A 19,078-nucleotide genomic window follows, 5' to 3' on the forward strand; every position below is an offset into this window, starting at 1 on the left:
ATACATCAGTCTGGCAGCACGGGAAATGAAATACCGATACAATGAGAATGTGGAATGAAATTACGTCTGTTTTGATTATCAGTTTGCTTGTAAGTGGCTGCTCCGTTGAGCAGAAATTAGATCTTGAAGTATATGAGACCTCTGCGGGAGGCAGTAAAATGCAGCCGGTAACGGAATTTACCGTCGGGGACGACCCCTTGATCATTGGTCTCTTGCCCGAGGAGGAGTACCAGAAAATAACTGGGTTCGGGGGATCTTTTACGGAAGCCTCTGCTTCCCTCCTCAATGCGCTGGGAGAAGCCAACCGCAAAAAGGTGATAGAGGCCTATTTCGGGGATGAGGGGGCAAAGTATTCCCTGACCAGGACGCATATGAATTCCTGTGACTTCTCTCTTACCAATTATTCTTATGCCCCTGTGGAAGGGGATAATGACCTTCTGTATTTCAGCATAGAGGAAGACAGGGAAGATATTATACCTTTCATCAAAGAGGCTATGGAAGTCTCATCCGAAGGATTCAAAATAGTGGCCTCGCCCTGGACGGCCCCACCCTGGATGAAGGACAACAAGGATTGGAGAGGGGGCAAATTGCTCCCGGAGTACAGGGACACCTGGGCCTTGTTCTTTTCTAAATACCTCGAGGCCTACAAGGCTGAAGGCATAGATATCTGGGGTTTTACGGTAGAGAACGAGCCCCTCGGAAACGACTATAACTGGGAGAGCATGCATTTTACCCCGGAGGAGATGACCGATTTTGTGAGGGACTATCTGGGTCCCCGCCTGGAAGAGGACGGCCATGAGGTAAAGATCCTGGGCTATGACCAGAATCGGGAGCACCTGGAAGAATGGGTAGACGAGATGTACAGGAATAAGGAGAATGCCAAATACTTCGACGGGACCGCCATCCACTGGTATGCCAGCACCTATGAGGTTTTCCCTGAAGCTCTGCAGTACGCCCACAACAAAGCTCCGGAAAAATACCTCATACAGACCGAAGCTTGCGTAGACGCCGAGGTTCCCAAATGGAAGGACGACGAATGGTACTGGTCTAAAAAGGCAACCGACTGGGGATGGGACTGGGCACCGGAAAAGGATAAATACCTTCATCCCAAATACGCCCCGGTGTATCGTTATGCCAGGGATATCATAGGGTGTCTGAACAACTGGGTGGATGGATGGATCGACTGGAATATGGTGCTCGACACCCAGGGAGGGCCCAACTGGTTCAAGAACTGGTGCGTGGCTCCGGTGATCGTGGACGTTGAAAAGGACGAGGTGTATTTCACCCCCCTTTACTATACGATGAAACACTTTAGCAGGTATATCAGGCCGGGGGCAATACGCATAGGCTTCGAAAATCCCGACAAAACGCTTCAGATCACTGCTGCGAAGAATCCTGACGGTTCCATAGTGGCAGTCATCCTGAACCCGGGAACTGAGAAAAAGGAATTTAAACTGACCCTTGAGGACCGTTCCCATGGGGTCATCATATCGGGCCAGGCCCTGCAAACAATCATCATAGGATCTGCATCGACTAATAACTAAATCAATTGAACCCTGTAATCATAAAACATGTCTCATCATAATACCGCAGCAAAAGACATAGTCCCTATAGGTCAGAAAGCGGCCTATGGAGCAGGTCACTTAGTGCTAAACCTTTATCCGGGAGCCCTTGGGTTCTTTATGTTTTTTCTATTGACAGCTTTTGGGATGGACCCATTTTTAGCAGGATTGCTGGGTGGTTTACCTCGTTTTTTCGATGCGGTTACAGATCCCATTATGGGATTCATTTCAGATAACACTAGTTCGAAAATGGGTAGAAGGAGGCCCTATATTTTGATAGGGGGCATCCTCAGTGCTATAACCTTTGTATTGCTCTGGCAACTTGATGAAAACAATTCGTCCGATTACAATTTTTGGTACTTCCTGATTATGTCAATGGTTTTTCTAATCGGGAATACCATGTTTGCCACCCCCCTGGTTGGCTTAGGATATGAAATGACGACGGATTACAACGAGCGGACACGTTTAATGGCATTTTCCCAAACGGTTGGTTTAATAGCCTGGATCATCGTGCCCTGGTTTTGGGTAATCATTGCTGACCCTGAGATTTTTGATAATCAGGCCGAAGGGGTACGGACGATGGCCATTTATGTTGGGCTAGTCTGTTTATTACTTGGCCTTTTGCCGGCTTTCTTTTGCAGGGGAATGGATGCCGCGCCTATGAAGAACAGAAAGAAATTGACCTTTTCCTCCATCTTCAGCAACTTAAAGGACCTTTTCAGAAGTATTGGAGAAGCGATCAAGAACAAACCTTTCATGAAATTATGCGGTGCCACCTTTTTGGTTTTCAACGGGTTTCAAATCGTGGCGTCTTTCAGCTTCTTTATTTTCGTTTTTTACATCTTCAATGGAAGTTATGAAGCCACCGCGACATGGCCCGCATGGTTTAGTTCTGTAGGGGCATTTGTTTCGGCTTTCCTGGTGATTCCCATTGTATCGAAAATGGCTGAAAAATGGGGTAAAAAGAACGCCTTTATCATCGCAACCCTGCTCTCGATTGTCGGGTACATCATGAAATGGTGGGCGTTTACCCCGGATAATGTGTGGCTTTCATTTATCCCAATCCCGCTGATGTCATTTGGCCTGGGGAGCCTGTTCACGTTGATGATGAGTATGACTGCCGATGTTTGTGACCTAGACGAGCTGAGAAATGGAATGCCCAGGAAAGAGGGAACGTTTGGAGCATTGTACTGGTGGGTGGTAAAACTTGGACAAGGCCTTGCCTTGGTTCTTGGAGGCCTAGTGTTAAAGATGATCGGATTTGATGGTAATGCAGCCACTCAGACTGCTGATACTTTGACAAAACTGAGAATTGCAGATATAGTCATCCCCGTAGTGACGGCAGGATTGGCCGTTTGGGTCATGTGGAAATACAGCCTTTCAGAAGAAAGGGCAATGGAGATTAAAGCGCAGCTAGAGGAAAGAAGGGGCGAATTATAAATGTGCAGCATAAGTAAGTAGAAATTAATCGTCAATACAAGAAAGATGTCATCAAAAATAATTATCCTAGTACTTGGAGCCTTCCTCGTAGCAGTGGCACTCCTTGGCAGTATTAAAAGGAAGTCTGGCAAGAAGCTTCTCAGTAATAAATTCTCGGTCATTTTCGGGATCATCGGTGTACTGATGATGATATTTGGAAGCTATTCATCGGATCTGGTGAATTACAATACGCAGATGGAACAAGTCTCCATAGGTGCCAAGCTGAAGATCAGCGGGCCGGTGAACGCCGTTAAAACGGTGTATCCCATAGATAAAGACTCTGTGGATTGCAGGATTTTGACCATGGGGGTGTATCCAGAATCCCACAACAAAGATATCTGGGTGGTAATCCGGCCCACGGATGACAGGTACTATCCCCAATCCGACCATACCAATACTTCTTACAAAAGAGATGGCGAATGGCAAGTGGTTACCCGTTTCGGCGGCGATAAGGGCGAAGCTTATGACTTGATTATCTATGAGGCCGACTCAACCGCCTCCTCCTTCTTCAGTGCTACCATTGCCAAATGGAAGGAAGTAGATAATTATCCCGGTTTACAGCTGGAGGAAATGCCTCCCGGAGCCAGAGAAGTGGAACGCTTGGTGATCTACACCAGCAAGAACTGTAGGGGTGTTTTTTAATGCGTTTATCTGATGTATATGAATTCGAGGGAACATTCAATAATTGTTATAATTGGCTTATATGTTGACAGTAAGTAAAAAAAAGGTCCCATTCGGTCAAAAGCTGGCTTTCGGTATAGGAATGTTTGCCAATCAGATGTTTCCAGCCATCCTGGGGATTTTTATGGTAGTTCTTGTAGAAGACCTGGGATTTCCCGGTTGGATGTGGTCACTTATCTATTTCTTTCCCAGAATTTTTGATTCTATCACAGACCCCATCATGGGCTTTATCTCGGATAATACCAAATCCAAATGGGGAAGGAGAAAACAATATGTTCTGATAGGTGGCCTTATCATGGGGGTGGCTTTCATTTTTATGTGGCAGCTCTATGCATCTGATACCTTACAATATAATTTCTGGTATTTCTTTCTGTGGTCTATCGTTTTTTATTTAGGGCTCACTTTTTTCAGCGTTCCCTATGTGGCCATGGGTTATGAAATGAGTGACGATTTTCATGAACGCACGGATATTATGGCCGTTGCCCAGTGGATCGGACAATGGGCCTGGGTGATCGCCCCCTGGTTCTGGGTGATCATGTACGATCCGGCCTGGTTTCCGTCAGCTGATGTTGCCGTGAGAGAATTGGCTATCTGGGTTGCCATTCCCTGTGCCATATGTGCAATGGTTCCTGCCATTTTTATCAGGAGCAAATCGACGCTTCAAGAAGATTATGAACCCTTGAATACCGCCAACATTGCCAATAGCCTGAAGAAGATCCTCCAAAGCTTTAAGGAGGCCTTCAGAATAGAACAGTTCAGGAGAATATGTATGGCTACATTCCTGATCTTTAACGCGTTTAACACGGTTGCTGCCCTTACATTTTTTGTCGTTGTTTATAAATTATTTAACGGGGATGCCGAGGCTTCGGGGATCTGGGTGTCCTTATTTGGATGCCTGGGGGCATTGGGTACCACCTTTATCGTCATTCCAATCGTAGCCCGGATGGCAAGGGTTATGGGCAAGAAAAAGGCGTTTATGGTCGCACAGGGTATTTCAGTTGTTGGATATATCATGTTGTACTTTCTTTTCGTACCCGGAAAACCCTGGATGTATATTATCGGTCTCCCCTTCTTTTCGTTCGGGATAGGTAGTTTGTTTACCATTATGATGTCTATGACCGCAGATGTCATAGATATTGATGAGCTGAATTCCGGGAAACGCCGAGAAGGAATTTTCGGAGCTATTTACTGGTGGATGGTCAAAGTTGGCTTTGCCATTGCCGGGGCACTCAGCGGAATTATTATTGCGCTTGTTGGCTTTAATCCGGACCTCCCTACCACCGAGCAACAACCTGCTGTAGACGGGTTGCTGGCATTCTTTTGCTTCTTCCCTATGGCAGGTACGATCGTCGCCATGCTCGTCATGAGGAAGTACGATGTGACCGAGGCGCGGGCTAATGAGATCAGGGCTGAGATTGAAAAGAGGAAAGAGCCCAAGAGTTCCTCTTCCTATGAAGGTGATAAGCTCTCCTCAATTAATATGGAGAAAATAGAAATTGACCGCAGCACGGATGTAGATTTTACCTCCATGGAGGATACGGAGGTGAGGAAGTTATTCCTGAGGACCCTTGAAAAAGGGATCCACGGAATGTGTTTCAGTCCGTACCTGGAAGGGCAGGACATTGGGGACATCCTCTCGGAATCCCAGATCCGTACCCGTATGGAGGTAGTGAAACCCTACTCCCAGTGGGTGCGATCCTTTTCATGTACGGAAGGGAATGAATTCATCGCCAGGGTGGCCAGGGAAAACGGCCTAAAGACCATTGTGGGAGCCTGGATCAGCAATGACAGGGAAAAGAATGAAAAGGAAATACAAAGCCTGATCGAACTTGCCAAAGCGGGTTATGTGGATATTGCAGCCGTTGGTAATGAGGTGTTGCTCAGGAAGGAATTGTCTGAGGAGGAAGTATTGGGGTACATCCAAAAGGTAAAAAAGGCCCTGCCCGATATTCCGGTAGGGTATGTAGATACCTATTTCAGGTTCTATGAGAGTCCCAGACTGGCAGATGCCTGCGATGTGATCCTGGCGAACTGTTATCCATTCTGGGAGGGGTGTTCCGTGGAAGAGGCATCCACCTACCTGAAAAAAATGCACGCTGTTGCGAAACAAGCGGCCAAAGGAAAACCTGTTATCATTACCGAAACTGGTTGGCCAGACAATGGTCAGAATGTGCGGGAAGCTATACCTTCTCCCTTGAATGCCATGAAGTATTTTATCAATATTCACGCCTGGAGGGAGAAATATAATTCAGAATTATTTTACTTTTCGTCCTTCGATGAGGACTGGAAAATGCATCACGAAGGGGATGTGGGTGCCAGTTGGGGAATTTGGGATAAAAACGAACATTTGAAATACAGTTAATCATGTCTACAAGGAATATATCATCAAGAAAAGAGAAATACCTGGCCCTGGCAGCTCTGGATTATGCCGGGAAAACCACGAAAGAGTTAAAGAAATTATGCAGGAGCGTCCTGGATGAGGGAATGCACGGGCTGTGCTTCAGCCCTTACCTCGAAGGACAAAAACCCGGAGACCAGATCTCAGAAGAGCAGATCCGCCGTAGGATGGAGATCATACAACCCTACACCCAGTGGATACGGTCTTTTTCCTGTACCGAAGGCAATGAGGCCATCCCCAGGATCGCCAGGGAATTTGGGATCAAAACCATGGTAGGTGCCTGGTTGGGAGACAATCCCAAGATCAATGCCCAGGAGGTTGAAAACCTGATAGAACTGGCCAAGGAGGGTTATGTCGATATTGCTGCGGTAGGGAATGAGGTTATGCTGAGGGGCGATCTCACCGAGGACGAATTACTCGGGAAATTGGATCAGGTAAAAAGTGCCGTACCTTCAGAAATTCCGGTGGGTTACGTGGATGCCTATTATGAATTCGCCGAAAAACCGCGGATCACTGAGGCATGTGATGTGGTCCTGGCGAATTGCTACCCCTTTTGGGAAGGATGCGACCTGGATTATTCCCTCCTGTATATGAAAGACATGTACAGAAGGGCTATTAATGCAGCCCAGGGGAAAAAGGTCATTATCTCTGAAACAGGCTGGCCTTTTCAGGGCACCAACCTCGAGGGAGCCTATCCATCTTATGAAAATGCCCTTAAATACTTTATGAATACCCAGAAATGGGCGGCAGAAGAAGATATTGAAATCTTTTATTTCTCCTCTTTCGACGAATCCTGGAAGGTAGGAGCGGAAGGAGATGTAGGTGCCTTCTGGGGCCTTTGGGATAAGGATGAGCGACTCAAATTCTGAAGATGAGTAATTTGTCAGAACAATAACCAACACTACCTGTCTGGCCGGTATTCTCTGCCGGCCATTTTTATTATATTTATAGACTTTGTCTGTAGCGCAAAGGAGATTTTTTTAAGACCTAACCAAACATCCACACCATGAACCAGGCAGCCACCGCAGTTAAGATGAACAAGTCCTACACCATCCTTATCAGCCTGATCGTGGCACTGGGGGGATTTCTCCTTGGGTTCGACAGTGCCGTGATCTCGGGAGCGGTAAAAGGCATCACCGTATACTTTGAGATGACGGAGTGGATGCTGGGCTTCTCGGTAGGCTGTGTGGTATTCGGGGCCATGGCGGGAAATCTCATGGCAGGCCCGGTCGCAGACAAATTCGGGAGAAAAAATACCCTCATCGTGGTGGCTGCCCTCTTCACCATTTCAGCTACCTGGTCTGCCCTTGCGACAGGGTATACGGAATTCATCATAGCCAGAATTATTGGCGGCGTGGGTATTGGAGGCGCCATCCTCATTGCCCCCATTTATATTGCTGAGATCGCCCCTCCAAAGTTGAGGGGGAGTCTCGTCTCCTTTAACCAGTTGAATATCGTCATCGGGATCTCGGTAGCTTATTTTTCCAATTATTTCCTAGTCGATCTGGGGGATGAAAGCTGGAGGTGGATGCTCGGGGTGGAGGCCATTCCTGCCGCAATTTATTTTATCGCGCTCTGGACCGTTCCGAAAAGTCCGAGGTGGCTGATCCAGAAACTCAACAAGATCGACCTTGCCCGTAAGATCCTACAAAGGATAGGGGGAGAGGAATACGCCGAGATCACCATACAGGAGATCCAGAGGGGGATCGATAAAAGGGAAGAAAAGGGAAGACTCTCCGACCTTTTCAGCAGCAAATATGCCACCATCATGATCATAGCCATGGGGATCGCTTTCTTTCAGCAGATCACCGGGATCAATGCCATTTTTTACTATGCCCCAACCATCTTTGAACAGGCAGGGGGAAGTACGGATTCTTCATTCTTGCAGGCCATCGTCGTAGGCCTTACCAACCTGGTCTTTACCCTGGTGGCGATCTGGCTGATCGACCGGCTGGGGAGGAAACCCCTCTTGCTGATAGGTACCACCTGTATGACTATTGCCTTGCTGATGGCCACCTTCGCCTTCAACAATGCGACCTACGATTTCAATAAGACCACCCTCGAGAAGGTGGGAGATCAGGAAGTGCGCATGGCTCTTACCGCTTTGGAGGGAAACACCTATGACGGTCAGGCTGTGTTGTTCAAGGCTGTACAGGGAGAACTAAATGAAGAACAGTTCCTCCATTTCAAGAGAAATGAGATCACCAATTTCATCCAGATCAATGCCACCCTTGTACTCATAGCGATCCTTTTGTACGTGGCATCATTCGCGATCTCCCTTGGCCCCGTGATGTGGACCCTGATCTCGGAGATATTCCCGAGCAAGATCAAGGGTATTGCGATCTCCGTAGTGGGCTTTTTTAACTCTTTGGTGAGTTTCAGCGTGACCCAGGTATTTCCATGGGAATTGTCTAATCTGGGACCCACCGTGACCTTTGCACTTTATGCATTGTTGTCCTTCATCGCCATCCTGTTTGTATATAAATTTGTCATTGAGACCAAAGGAAGAACCCTGGAAGAGGTGGAAGAATTACTCATCCGCGAATAATAACGGATAAGAGTATTTATAGTTCGAAAAGGAAAACGAAGTGGCTTCCCGGTATTAGCAAAAAACGGAAGTTTCAAAAAGTAAATCAATAAAGCGAGTAAAAAGCAACATGAAGCAAGACATTCACGTAGGAAAAAGCACGTTGAACTTTAAGGAAAGGGAGGTAGAAGGAAGTTTGGTCGTCATCGACGGTGAGACCTACTACAAGATCAGCAACAGTGACGGGATGCGCCCGTTCTTTATGAGCATCGTCAGTGATTCGAACCACTGGATGTTCATCTCGAGCAATGGCGGACTCACCGCCGGGAGAAAAAATAGCGAATTTGCCCTCTTTCCCTACTACACGGACGACAAGATCACGGAGTCCACAGACTTTACTGGTTGCAAAACCCTTTTGAGAATACGTACCGCGGAAGGGGATACGCTATGGGAGCCTTTCTCAAATAGATATTCCGGGATGTATAGAATCCAAAGGAATCTTTACAAGAATACCTATGGGAATAAGGTGATGTTTGAGGAGATCAACGAGGATCTGGGAATGATCTTCAGGTACCAGTGGAATTCGAGTAACCTTTACGGCTTTGTGAGAAAGGCCAGTTTACAGAATATTTCCGGGTCGGAGGTGGAAGTCGAGCTCCTCGATGGAGTCCAGAACATCCTTCCTTATGGAGTTCCCACCAATACACAGCATACGTACAGCAACCTTGTAGACGCTTACAAAAGAAATGAACTGATACCGGAAGTCGGCATCGGGATCTATGCCCTGAGTGCCATCATCGTAGACCGGGCTGAACCAAGTGAGGCACTCAAGGCCAACGTAGTCTGGTCATTGGGAATCCCCAACCCTTCATACCTCATCTCCTCCCGCCAGGTGGAAGCCTTCAGACAGGGAAAAGAGGTAAGACAGGAAATCGACGTCAAAGCGGAGCGGGGCGCGTATTTTATCCATGGCAGTATCAAGGTGAAGGAAAACCAGTCCCAGGAATGGTTATTGGTAGCGAACGTCAACCAGAATGCCTCTGATATTGCAGGGATCAAAAAGAAACTGGGAAATCCTGATGCCTTAACCCAGGAGCTGTCCGGGGAGATCGCGGCAGGCACCCAAAGGCTTAAATTACTGGCCGGCGCGGCTGATGGTTTCCAGTGCACAGAAGACAAATTGCAGACTTCCAGGCATTACGCCAATGTGCTCTACAACATCATGAGGGGAGGGATCTTTGACAAGGACTACCAGATAGAACGCAGGGATTTTACCAATTACCTCCAAAATGCGAACAGGACTGTGTATAAAACTTTTGCGAATCAACTTTCTGGGCTCCCGGAGGTTTTCGATCTTCAGACCCTGAGACATCTCGCCCAAAGGTCTGATCATCTCGATTTCCAGAGGTTGTGCATCGAATACCTGCCCCTGAAATTCAGCAGGAGGCACGGAGATCCCAGCAGGCCCTGGAACCGGTTCTCCATCAATACAAGAAGCGAGGTTGACGGCTCCAAGATTCTAGACTATCAGGGGAACTGGAGGGATATTTTCCAGAACTGGGAAGCGCTTGCCCATTCTTACCCGGATTTTATAGATGGGATGATCCACAAGTTCCTCAACGCTTCCACCTTTGAAGGTTATAATCCATACCGGGTCACCAAAAGTGGGTTCGACTGGGAGGTGATCGAGCCGGACGACCCCTGGTCCTACATAGGATACTGGGGAGACCACCAGATTATCTACCTATTAAAATTTCTGGAATTCATAGAAGATTATTACCCCTCACGTCTGGCAAAGTACTGGGATGCTCCCCTCTTTGTGTACGCTAATGTACCGTATAAGATCAAGAGTTATTACGACATCATTGCCGACCCTAAGGATACCATTGTCTTCGATCACCAGCTCGACCTCGCGATCAATGCCAGAAAAGATGAGATGGGTGCAGACGGGGCTCTTCTTACCGGCCAGGAAGGGAATATTGTCCACGTAAATCTGGTCGAAAAACTGCTGGTCACCCTTCTGGCCAAATGCTCCAACTTTATCCCTGAGGCCGGGATTTGGCTTAACACTCAGCGGCCTGAATGGAACGACGCCAATAACGCCCTCGTCGGTAACGGAGTGTCCATGGTAACCTTGTATTACCTTCGAAGATTCCTGGTTAAATTCAGGGAGATCATCGGGGAGGTGGAGAAGGATGAGGTGGAGATCTCCACCGAGCTGGCCCGGTTCCTGTCTGCCGTGGTAAGCACGTTGAAACAACACGAGTCGGCCTTAAAAAGGAGCTTTACGGACAAGGAACGCCTCCAGGTCATGGATGGCCTGGGTATGGCGGGCAGTGATTACCGGGAGCAGATCTATAATTCAGGGTATAGCGGAAAGAGAACCAGGCTTTCTAAAAAGGAGCTGTTGGATTTCACAGGGACCGTTTTACCATACCTCGAACATTCCATAGAGGCAAATAAAAGGAAGGACAACCTTTACCATGCCTACAATCTGATCAGTATTACGAAGGAAAAGGGAACCTCCATTGATTACCTCAGTGTGATGCTCGAAGGTCAGGTAGCGGTGCTAAGTGCGGGATATCTGAAGGCCGATGAAGTGCTTACCCTTCTCGACAGTATGAAGAAAAGCGACCTTTACCGCAAGGATCAGTACAGCTACATTCTGTATCCGAACAAGGAACTTCCCGGGTTCATGAAAAAGAATGTCATCCCGGCCTCCCGGGTTAAGAACTCTTCCTTGCTCACAAAGCTCATGGATATTGGGAATACACAGATAGTACAAAAAGACGTCGATGGAAATTACCATTTCAATGGGAATTTCAACAATGCCAATGATCTGAAACGGGCGCTGGATGAACTCGCACAAGGGGGGCATTCAGATCTTGTGAAGAAAGAAAGGCAAAATGTCCTCGATATCTTTGAGGAGGTCTTTGATCACAAGTCCTTTACGGGCCGCTCTGGCACCTTCTTCGGATACGAAGGTCTGGGCTCTATATACTGGCATATGGTCTCCAAACTTTTGCTGGCGGTACTGGAATGCAGCAGAAGAGCTATGGCAGCAGGAGCCCCGGATAAGGTCGTCAAAGGACTGATGAGGCATTACCACGAGATCAATGAAGGGATTGGAGTGCACAAATCCCCTTCATTATATGGGGCATTTCCAACCGATCCTTATTCCCATACCCCTGCCACCAAAGGTGCCCAGCAACCGGGTATGACCGGACAGGTGAAAGAAGACATACTTAGCAGGCTTTCAGAGTTGGGAGTAAGTGTCCGGAGCGGAAGGGTCTCATTCGGGACCGGACTCCTGGAAAAGCAGGAGATCCTTACCCGGGAAGCCAAGTTCAGCTATGTAGACCTGGAAGGAAGGGAAAAATTCATAGATCTGTCGCCGGGCAGTCTGGCATTCACCTATTGCCAGACTCCAGTGGTATATACCTTTGGATCCTCGGAAGGGATACAGATCTACAAGGCAGATGGCGCCCGCGAAAATATACAAGGGCTTAGTCTGGATGTGGAGACCAGTAACAAGATCTTTCATCGCACAGGTGAGGTCACGCGGATCGATGTTGCACTGCGCTCAGACCAGGTGCCAATGTAATAATGGGTAGAGGCCTAAAATTTTCCTAACTGTTAAGGATGCCCCTGCTTAATGGGGGAGGTTGTCTTTGATCAGGCCATAGAAAAAGGTACCCAGCATGGCCCCGACAATGACCAGTAACATACTCAATACCCCGGTCCCAACAAGGATGTACATGGGGCCTGGACACGCACCGGCCAGGGCCCAGCCCAATCCGAAGATCGTACCTCCAAGAAGGTACCTGGGTATGCTCTTGTCCTTGGGGGGGATATCTATAGCCTGCCCATCTACGCTTTTGAGATGAGACCTCTTGATAAGCCAGACTCCCAGGATACCCACGGCAATGGCGGAACCAATGATCCCGTACATATGGAAAGACTGGAACTGGAACATCTCATAGATCCTGTACCATGAAACGGCTTCGGATTTAACCAGGACAATGCCGAAAAAGATCCCGACCAGTAAGAATTTCAGTGATTTCATGCGCCAAAAATTAAGGGGTAAAGGATATGCACCATAAAGAGTCCTCCTATAAAAAAACCAATTACGGCAACGAGGGAGGGCCACTGCAGGTTGCTTAAGCCGGTAATGGCATGTCCGGAAGTACATCCCCCGGCGTAGCGTGTACCGAAACCTACCAGAAATCCTCCGCCTATCAGGATCAAGAGCCCTTTAGGTGTCAGGACAGAACTCCAGTCATACAATTCGGGCGGGAGGAGGGAAGCCCCGGCATTTTCAAACCCCAGGGAATTAAGGTCCTCCACCGTTGTGGGATTCAGGTCAATGACGGATCCATCTGAGAGGTAGTGGACTGCAATAAATCCGCCTATAACAGCTCCCAGAACCACAGTTAGGTTCCAGAGCTCGGCTTTCCAGTCGAATTTGAAAAAAGAGGCAAATCGGTCTGCCCCGCCCAGGGTACAAAGGGTGCGTAAATTACCCGACATCCCAAAGGTCTTGCCAAAGTAGATCAGTGCCAGCATGACCAGGGCGATCAATGGCCCAGAGACATACCAGGGCCAAGGTTGGAGTATGTATTCCATGTGCAAAAGTTTATACAAAGATACGTTAAGCTGAGGTCCGCAATGTAATATGGGTTACAAACCGTTGGCGATTTTGCCTTCAGACGGAAATATGTTCCCGGATGAGGAGCTATTGTTTCAGGTAGACCTGGGTGCGGAAATCAGGAAGGTCCTTTCCGACGGCAAGTGTAAGGACAGAGCCGTCTAGGGAATACTCCCAATCCGGCTCCTCACTGAGCTGGAGCTGTTCGTTGATCAGGTCCCAGGTGCCGTTTTCAGTAATATAGACTCCACAGGAGATAGCGTACTGATCATTCGTGATAAAAGTGATGTCGAGCTGCTCGTAGTACTTGCTGTATGTGAAATCCTCCCTCAGTATGATCGTGGAACTAAGACAGTCGAGTTCCTCCATCAGATCAGCGGAATAGACGTCGTCCCGATTGAGGTCCTGAGGGGGGTTGACGATATATTCCGAAAGGTTGTACAGCCCTGATATGGCTTCTAGCTGGTCCTGGGAAAGCTCGGGCTCCGAATTGTCAGAATCTTTGGAACAGGACCATCCCAGGACTGATAGCACTGTCAGGAGTATGATTGAATTTAATTTCATGAGTTGTCACTTTATGACGAAGATATCAAACTTGAAACTTTCAGACCTTATCTAATGATATTTTGGATTCTCGATCTAAATCATCAGGGTTATCATACAGAATGTTTAACTTTAAACATAGGAGTATGGTCTTTTCTAGTTTTACGGCCATTATCAAAACGACAACGCTAAACAAATATTTCCTTATCATGAAAAACCCAATACCCAAACCCTTCAGTCTCGTTCTCCTCATGCTTTTCCTGTTCTCGGGATGTTCCCAGAATCGCCTTGGTGGATTGGCCCTTTATACCGTAAGGGACGCAATGAATGACGATGCCCGTGAAACGCTGAAAGCCGTGGCAGACGCCGGATACGTGAACATTGAGGCTGCGGGGTACGCAGACGGGAAATTTTACGGGATGTCACCTGTTGAGTTCAAATCCTATGTGGAAGGCCTTGGCCTGCATACGGTCAGCACGCACCAGGGTTCTGTGACCCTGGATAACGCCGATGCCATGATGGCCGATGTCAAGGCAGCAGGATTCGAATACTTCGTGGTTCCTGTGCCCCCTATGGGGATGTTCACTTTTGATCCCGAATCCCGTACCATGGGAATGACCGGCGGAGTAGAGCGCCTTACGGAGATCGTGAACGATCTTGGGCAAAGGGCGAAGAAGGCCGGTTTGAAGTTGTTATATCACAACCACGATTTTGAATTCATGAAGGATGAAAACGGAGTGGTTCCTATAGACTACATGCTGGAGAATACGGATCCGGAGATCGTCAATTTTCAGATGGACCTCTACTGGGTGACGCGGGCAGGGGCAGACCCGGTGGCTTACTTTGAAAAATATCCGGGACGCTTTAAGATCTGGCATGTCAAGGATATGGACGACCAGGGTCGGTTTGCTCCTGTGGGAAAAGGCACGATTGATTTTAAGAGGATCCTGGATAAAAAAGACCTCTCCGGGATGAAATACTACATGGTGGAGCAGGACATGACCTTTGACGGTTTGAAGCCATTGGAGGCTATAAAGATCAGCCACGCAGGTTTGAAGAATATAGGCTTTAAAGATTGAATTTTGGAGTTGATTTATAAAATAGATACGTATCAAATTAATTCTGATGAGAATAACATTGTCAATATGGAGTATAATAATCCTCATTTTCACGGGGTGCGGCCCAAAATATAGCCTGGAGGACAAAGGGAGCTTCACGCTGGTCAAAAATGAAAATGGGGTCGATCTGGGCTACTCTCCCCTGTCGGGAGTAACAATCCTAACACAAAATGGGCTTGCATTTAAGGACCTCAATAAAAATGGTTCTCTCGATGCATATGAGGATTGGAGGCTCTCAGCAGACCAGAGAGCCGGGGACCTCGCGGGCAGGATGAGTGTAGAAGAAATTGCTGGACTGATGCTGTATAGTGCACATCAGGCGATTCCGGCCGTTTCAGGGGGGTATTTTGGAGGAACTTATGAAGGTAAACCCTTTGAGGAGAGCGGGGCTTCCCCCAGTGACCTCAATGATGCCCAGCTGAAATTCCTTACCGAAGACCACCTCAGACATGTCCTGATCACCAGCGTGCGCTCCCCAGGGATTGCTGCGGAGTGGAACAATAAGGCACAGGCCTATGTGGAAAAAATGGGACTGGGTATACCCGTAAATACGAGTTCTGACCCAAGGCATGGAGCGGATTCCTACGCTGAATTCAACGCAGGTGCCGGGGGTGATATATCCAAGTGGCCGGGTACATTGGGTATTGCCGCTTCTTTTGATCCCGGACTGATGAAGAAATTTGGGGAGATCGCCTCCAAAGAATACAGGGCTTTGGGTATAGCTACTGCCCTTAGTCCCCAGATTGATTTGGGGACAGAACCCCGGTGGAGCCGATTCGACGGTACCATGGGCGAGGATCCAGACCTGGCCACGGATCTGGCCAGGGCCTATGTAGATGGATTCCAATCCTCCGATAACGGAGGCTGGGGCTTCCAAAGCGTCAATGCCATGGTAAAGCACTGGCCGGGAGGCGGACCTGAGGAAGGTGGAAGGGATGGCCATTTTGGGTACGGGGCATATGCCGTTTACCCTGGGGGTAATCTCAAGGATCAAATGAAACCTTTCGTGGAAGGGGTATTTAAGTTGGAAGGCGAGACAGGGATGGCTTCAGCCGTAATGCCTTATTACACCATATCCTATGGACAGGATACTAAATACAAGGAGAATGTGGGTAATGGGTTCAGTAAATACCTTATCACCGATGTTCTCAGGGGCGAATACGGATACGATGGTGTTATTTGCACGGACTGGGGCATTACTAGGGATGCCAGCAGTGTCGACTTGTTTGAAGGGAAGCCCTGGGGTGTAGAAGAACTTACCGTGGCAGAACGCCATTACAAGGTAATTTTGGCCGGTGTGGATCAGTTTGGGGGAAACAATGACAAAGGCCCGGTACTGGAAGCCTATGCCATGGGAGTCTCCGAGTATGGTGAAGAATTTATGCGGAAGCGATTCGAAGAATCCGCTGTCCGCCTTTTGAAAAATATCTTCAGAGTGGGGTTATTTGAAAATCCCTATCTCGAAGTAGACGCAACCGAAAAACTGGTAGGCAATCCTGAATTCATGAAAGAAGGTTATCAGGCACAGCTTCGTTCTGTTGTTCTTTTAAAGAACCATAAAAAGGTCCTGCCGATAAAGAAAAAGCAAAGAGTTTATATACCCCGGAGGTATATCGCTCCAAGTACTAACTGGTTTGGGGTACAGCAACCGGAAAGAACTGTGGATCCCTTTAACCTGGAACTCGTCGGAAATTACTTCGAGGTGGTGGATACCCCGGAGAAGGCCGATTTTGCGCTGGTAGGGATAGAAAGCCCCAAGGGCGGGGTTGGATATGATCGTAGCGACCTGGCGAACGGTGGGAACGGGTATGTACCTATCAGTCTGCAATACGGACCATACACTGCCTTAGAGGCAAGAACAGAAAGCCTGGCCGGGGGTAGCCCCCTCGAGGATTTCGCAGACAGGAGCTATAAGGATAAGGAATTTACCTCTTACAATATTTCGGATATGGTGATGGTAAATAAAACTAAAGAGGAAATGGGGGACAAACCCGTCATCGTGGTAATCAACGTTAGCAACCCATTGGTATTCTCGGAGTTTGAAAAAAGTGCTGACGGGATCCTTGTCCATATGGGCGTGCAGGATCAAGCACTCATGGACCTGATCAGTGGAGTGGCAGAACCTTCGGGCTTGCTTCCTTTTCAAATGCCCGCCGATATGGCTACTGTAGAACGCCAGTTCGAGGATGTGCCCAGGGACATGGAACCCTATACCGATCATGACGGAAATCAATACGATTTTGCTTTTGGATTGAACTGGCAGGGTATCATTGCGGATGACAGGGTGGCGAAGTATAAGTGATCACGCCAGGAGTACCTCGCTGCGCTCGGTTTTCCTTTGTGCTCCCGCCTGAAGATGCAAACCCAGCACGGCCGCAGGCCGTGCGGTTTCCTTTTCCATTGCTCCTTACAAGAGCAAGCTCCTGACGGATCCATGAAAAAGAAAACCCCGCAACATTCGTTGCGGGGTTTGCGCTTTAAGTGACCGCGCCAGGATTAGTTCCTGATCCTTGCCTAAGACCCTCCTGCAAATAGAAGACCCAACAAAGCCCTCCGGCTTTGCGGTTCTTTTTTTGTCTCCGCCTTACGAAAGCGAGCTTTCGACGCCGGTTCCAAAAAAATAACCCCACGCTTTCGCGCGGGGTTTTCTGCTTGATGTGACCACGCCAGGATTCAAACCTGGAACCTTCTGAGCCGTAATCAGATGCGCTATTCAGTTGCGCCACGTGGCCGATTTAATATGTTCCCTTCCCTTGCCAGTTTTTAAAAACTTTTCCCTTTCGAGAGCTTCCTCTTTTGTAGGATATGCTTCACAGAAAAGCAACTCCCATGGCAAATAGGGTTTTGTAGATTTGTTTTTTCCGCCGTTGTGTTGTCTCAACCTTCTGACGGGATTTCGGGAAAAACCTACATAGTGTCTATCAAAATTTAAACTCTTAAGAACGTACACATAATATTTCATAAGCCTCAGATGCGCCCCGCCTCAGGCGGGCTAGTATTCAGCGCGTCCGCCTATGGCGGATTGCGCCACGTGGCCGTAAATGTGTTCCCTCGTGAAAGGGCCTGCAAATATATTTCTTTTTACTTTTAGGGCAAAATAACCTAAGGGCAATTCCATGGATTTTAAGAAGTACGTACGGGATATCGAAAATTTTCCTAAACAGGGGGTGGGTTTTAAGGACATCACCCCATTGCTCAAGGACCCTGCGGCATTTAAAGCCGCCTCAGAGGAATTGCTTCGATTTATCGGGGACGAGAAAGTGGATGTGGTCGTCGGCATGGAAAGCCGTGGTTTTTTCTACGGCCCGGTTCTGGCACTGGCTCTAAATGCGGGATTCGTGCCGGTCAGAAAGGTCGGGAAATTACCCCATCACAAGATCAGTCACACCTATGACCTGGAATACGGCACTGATACCCTCGAGATCCACGCTGATGCCATTAATACTGGTGACCGCGTGGTGATCCACGATGATGTGCTGGCCACGGGTGGTACCGCCAAGGCTACCTGTCAATTGATAGAAGCTCTGGGTGGGGTGGTTGTGCAGTGCAATTTCCTGCTGGAATTAACTACGCTCCGCGGAGCTTCAAAGCTGGATGGTTATGTCGTTAATTCGCTGATGCGCTATTGATCCAGCGCCCGGGTGGTCACATAATACCGCCACCCTATGATGGCCAGTTGAAGTTTACTTGCCTTAGACAGATCCAACTGCCTTTTGGAATACGAAGGCAGACACAAGCGATTAAGGGCCGCTAGGCCTGTGTAAAGGAGTTTTTTCATGCTCCAAATGTAACAAAACACAATGGGATATTTCGCCTTTATGTGCCTGCCCTTCCGTACTCCCGTCTAGCTGGTTGGCTATAGAAACAGTCCAATTAACAGGACAAAAAGTTGTAATACCAGTTTAACAAGTGCAATCATATTATGGTGTTTAAGAGGTAGTTTTCCCCGTTCTTAATTTATTTTCCATGAAGATATGGAAGGCCCCAAATGCCAGCAAGGAAAAGGTCGAAAAAGATTAAAAGTGAATACACTTATGTAAGCAAAAAAATAAATAATACTTTAAATAAAAATACAGTGTCTACATAAAAGTTATAAAAAGTAATAATTATTAATCTTTATAC

Annotated in this window: 15 protein-coding genes and 1 tRNA gene; 10 read left to right on the plus strand and 6 right to left on the minus strand. The window is 47.9% G+C overall.

The genetic code is table 11. From position 1 onward, the window contains the following. Positions 1-41: 41 nt before the first annotated feature. The 7 genes from GWK09_RS09010 (at position 42) to GWK09_RS09040 (ending at position 12,251) form a co-directional block, all read left to right on the plus strand. Complete coding sequence (locus GWK09_RS09010) at positions 42-1,544, plus strand: glycoside hydrolase family 30 protein (RefSeq protein WP_163692895.1); 1,503 nt, start codon at positions 42-44, stop codon at positions 1,542-1,544. A 27-nt stretch (positions 1,545-1,571) separates the two neighbouring features. Then, positions 1,572-3,002, plus strand: coding sequence for an MFS transporter (locus tag GWK09_RS09015; protein WP_163692897.1), 1,431 nt, complete (start codon positions 1,572-1,574; stop codon positions 3,000-3,002). A gap of 45 nt (positions 3,003-3,047) precedes the next feature. Next, positions 3,048-3,683 (plus strand): hypothetical protein, encoded by a 636-nt coding sequence (locus tag GWK09_RS09020; protein WP_163692898.1) that lies wholly within the window; start codon positions 3,048-3,050, stop codon positions 3,681-3,683. Between the two features lie 61 nt (positions 3,684-3,744). Next, a complete protein-coding gene (locus GWK09_RS09025) occupies positions 3,745-6,084 on the plus strand; it encodes an MFS transporter (protein WP_163692900.1) in 2,340 nt (779 codons plus the stop codon). Between the two features lie 17 nt (positions 6,085-6,101). After that, positions 6,102-6,989 (plus strand): glycoside hydrolase family 17 protein, encoded by an 888-nt coding sequence (locus GWK09_RS09030; protein WP_163693430.1) that lies wholly within the window; start codon positions 6,102-6,104, stop codon positions 6,987-6,989. A 137-nt stretch (positions 6,990-7,126) separates the two neighbouring features. Continuing rightward, the gene (locus GWK09_RS09035) at positions 7,127-8,668 is read left to right on the plus strand and encodes a sugar porter family MFS transporter (protein ID WP_163692902.1); all 1,542 of its coding nucleotides are present in this window, start codon (positions 7,127-7,129) and stop codon (positions 8,666-8,668) included. Between the two features lie 109 nt (positions 8,669-8,777). Further along, positions 8,778-12,251 carry a hypothetical protein gene (locus GWK09_RS09040; RefSeq protein WP_163692904.1) on the plus strand — a complete coding sequence of 1,158 codons (3,474 nt, stop codon included), beginning with the start codon at positions 8,778-8,780 and terminating at the stop codon, positions 12,249-12,251. Positions 12,252-12,299: 48 nt separating this feature from the next. Here GWK09_RS09040 and GWK09_RS09045 read toward each other — a convergent pair whose 3' ends face one another. The 3 genes from GWK09_RS09045 to GWK09_RS09055 all read right to left on the minus strand — a co-directional run bounded on the left by GWK09_RS09045 (position 12,300) and on the right by GWK09_RS09055 (position 13,859). Continuing rightward, positions 12,300-12,713: a DUF6691 family protein gene (locus tag GWK09_RS09045; RefSeq protein ID WP_163692906.1), complete on the minus strand. Its 414-nt coding sequence runs from the start codon at positions 12,711-12,713 to the stop codon at positions 12,300-12,302. Further along, complete coding sequence (locus tag GWK09_RS09050; protein ID WP_163692907.1) at positions 12,710-13,273, minus strand: YeeE/YedE family protein; 564 nt, start codon at positions 13,271-13,273, stop codon at positions 12,710-12,712. Before GWK09_RS09050 ends, GWK09_RS09045 begins: the two co-directional genes overlap by 4 nt. A gap of 109 nt (positions 13,274-13,382) precedes the next feature. Next, positions 13,383-13,859: a hypothetical protein gene (locus GWK09_RS09055; RefSeq protein WP_163692909.1), complete on the minus strand. Its 477-nt coding sequence runs from the start codon at positions 13,857-13,859 to the stop codon at positions 13,383-13,385. 188 nt (positions 13,860-14,047) lie between these two features. Between GWK09_RS09055 and GWK09_RS09060 the strand changes: the two genes are divergently transcribed. Together GWK09_RS09060 and GWK09_RS09065 are read left to right on the plus strand one after the other, a co-directional pair. After that, on the plus strand, positions 14,048-14,917 hold the full coding sequence (locus GWK09_RS09060) for a sugar phosphate isomerase/epimerase family protein (RefSeq protein ID WP_163692911.1): 870 nt from the start codon (positions 14,048-14,050) through the stop codon (positions 14,915-14,917). A gap of 46 nt (positions 14,918-14,963) precedes the next feature. After that, on the plus strand, positions 14,964-17,258 hold the full coding sequence (locus GWK09_RS09065; protein WP_163692913.1) for a glycoside hydrolase family 3 protein: 2,295 nt from the start codon (positions 14,964-14,966) through the stop codon (positions 17,256-17,258). A 356-nt stretch (positions 17,259-17,614) separates the two neighbouring features. On the opposite strand, the gene GWK09_RS09070 is transcribed toward GWK09_RS09065, so the two are convergent. Next, a tRNA-Arg gene (locus GWK09_RS09070) sits at positions 17,615-17,688 on the minus strand. Further along, positions 17,670-17,918 (minus strand): GIY-YIG nuclease family protein, encoded by a 249-nt coding sequence (locus tag GWK09_RS09075; protein ID WP_163692915.1) that lies wholly within the window; start codon positions 17,916-17,918, stop codon positions 17,670-17,672. Before GWK09_RS09075 ends, GWK09_RS09070 begins: the two co-directional genes overlap by 19 nt. A 154-nt stretch (positions 17,919-18,072) precedes the next feature. Between GWK09_RS09075 and GWK09_RS09080 the strand changes: the two genes are divergently transcribed. Next, positions 18,073-18,585, plus strand: a complete 513-nt coding sequence (locus GWK09_RS09080) for an adenine phosphoribosyltransferase (RefSeq protein WP_163692917.1) — start codon at positions 18,073-18,075, stop codon at positions 18,583-18,585. On the opposite strand, the gene GWK09_RS09085 is transcribed toward GWK09_RS09080, so the two are convergent. Continuing rightward, positions 18,579-18,734, minus strand: coding sequence for an SsrA-binding protein (locus tag GWK09_RS09085; RefSeq protein ID WP_163692919.1), 156 nt, complete (start codon positions 18,732-18,734; stop codon positions 18,579-18,581). The genes GWK09_RS09080 and GWK09_RS09085 overlap by 7 nt on opposite strands. Between the last annotated feature and the right edge of the window lie 344 nt (positions 18,735-19,078).

Origin of the sequence: Muriicola jejuensis, assembly GCF_010671595.1 — a bacterium.
Classification (GTDB): Bacteria; Bacteroidota; Bacteroidia; order Flavobacteriales; family Flavobacteriaceae; genus Muriicola; species Muriicola jejuensis.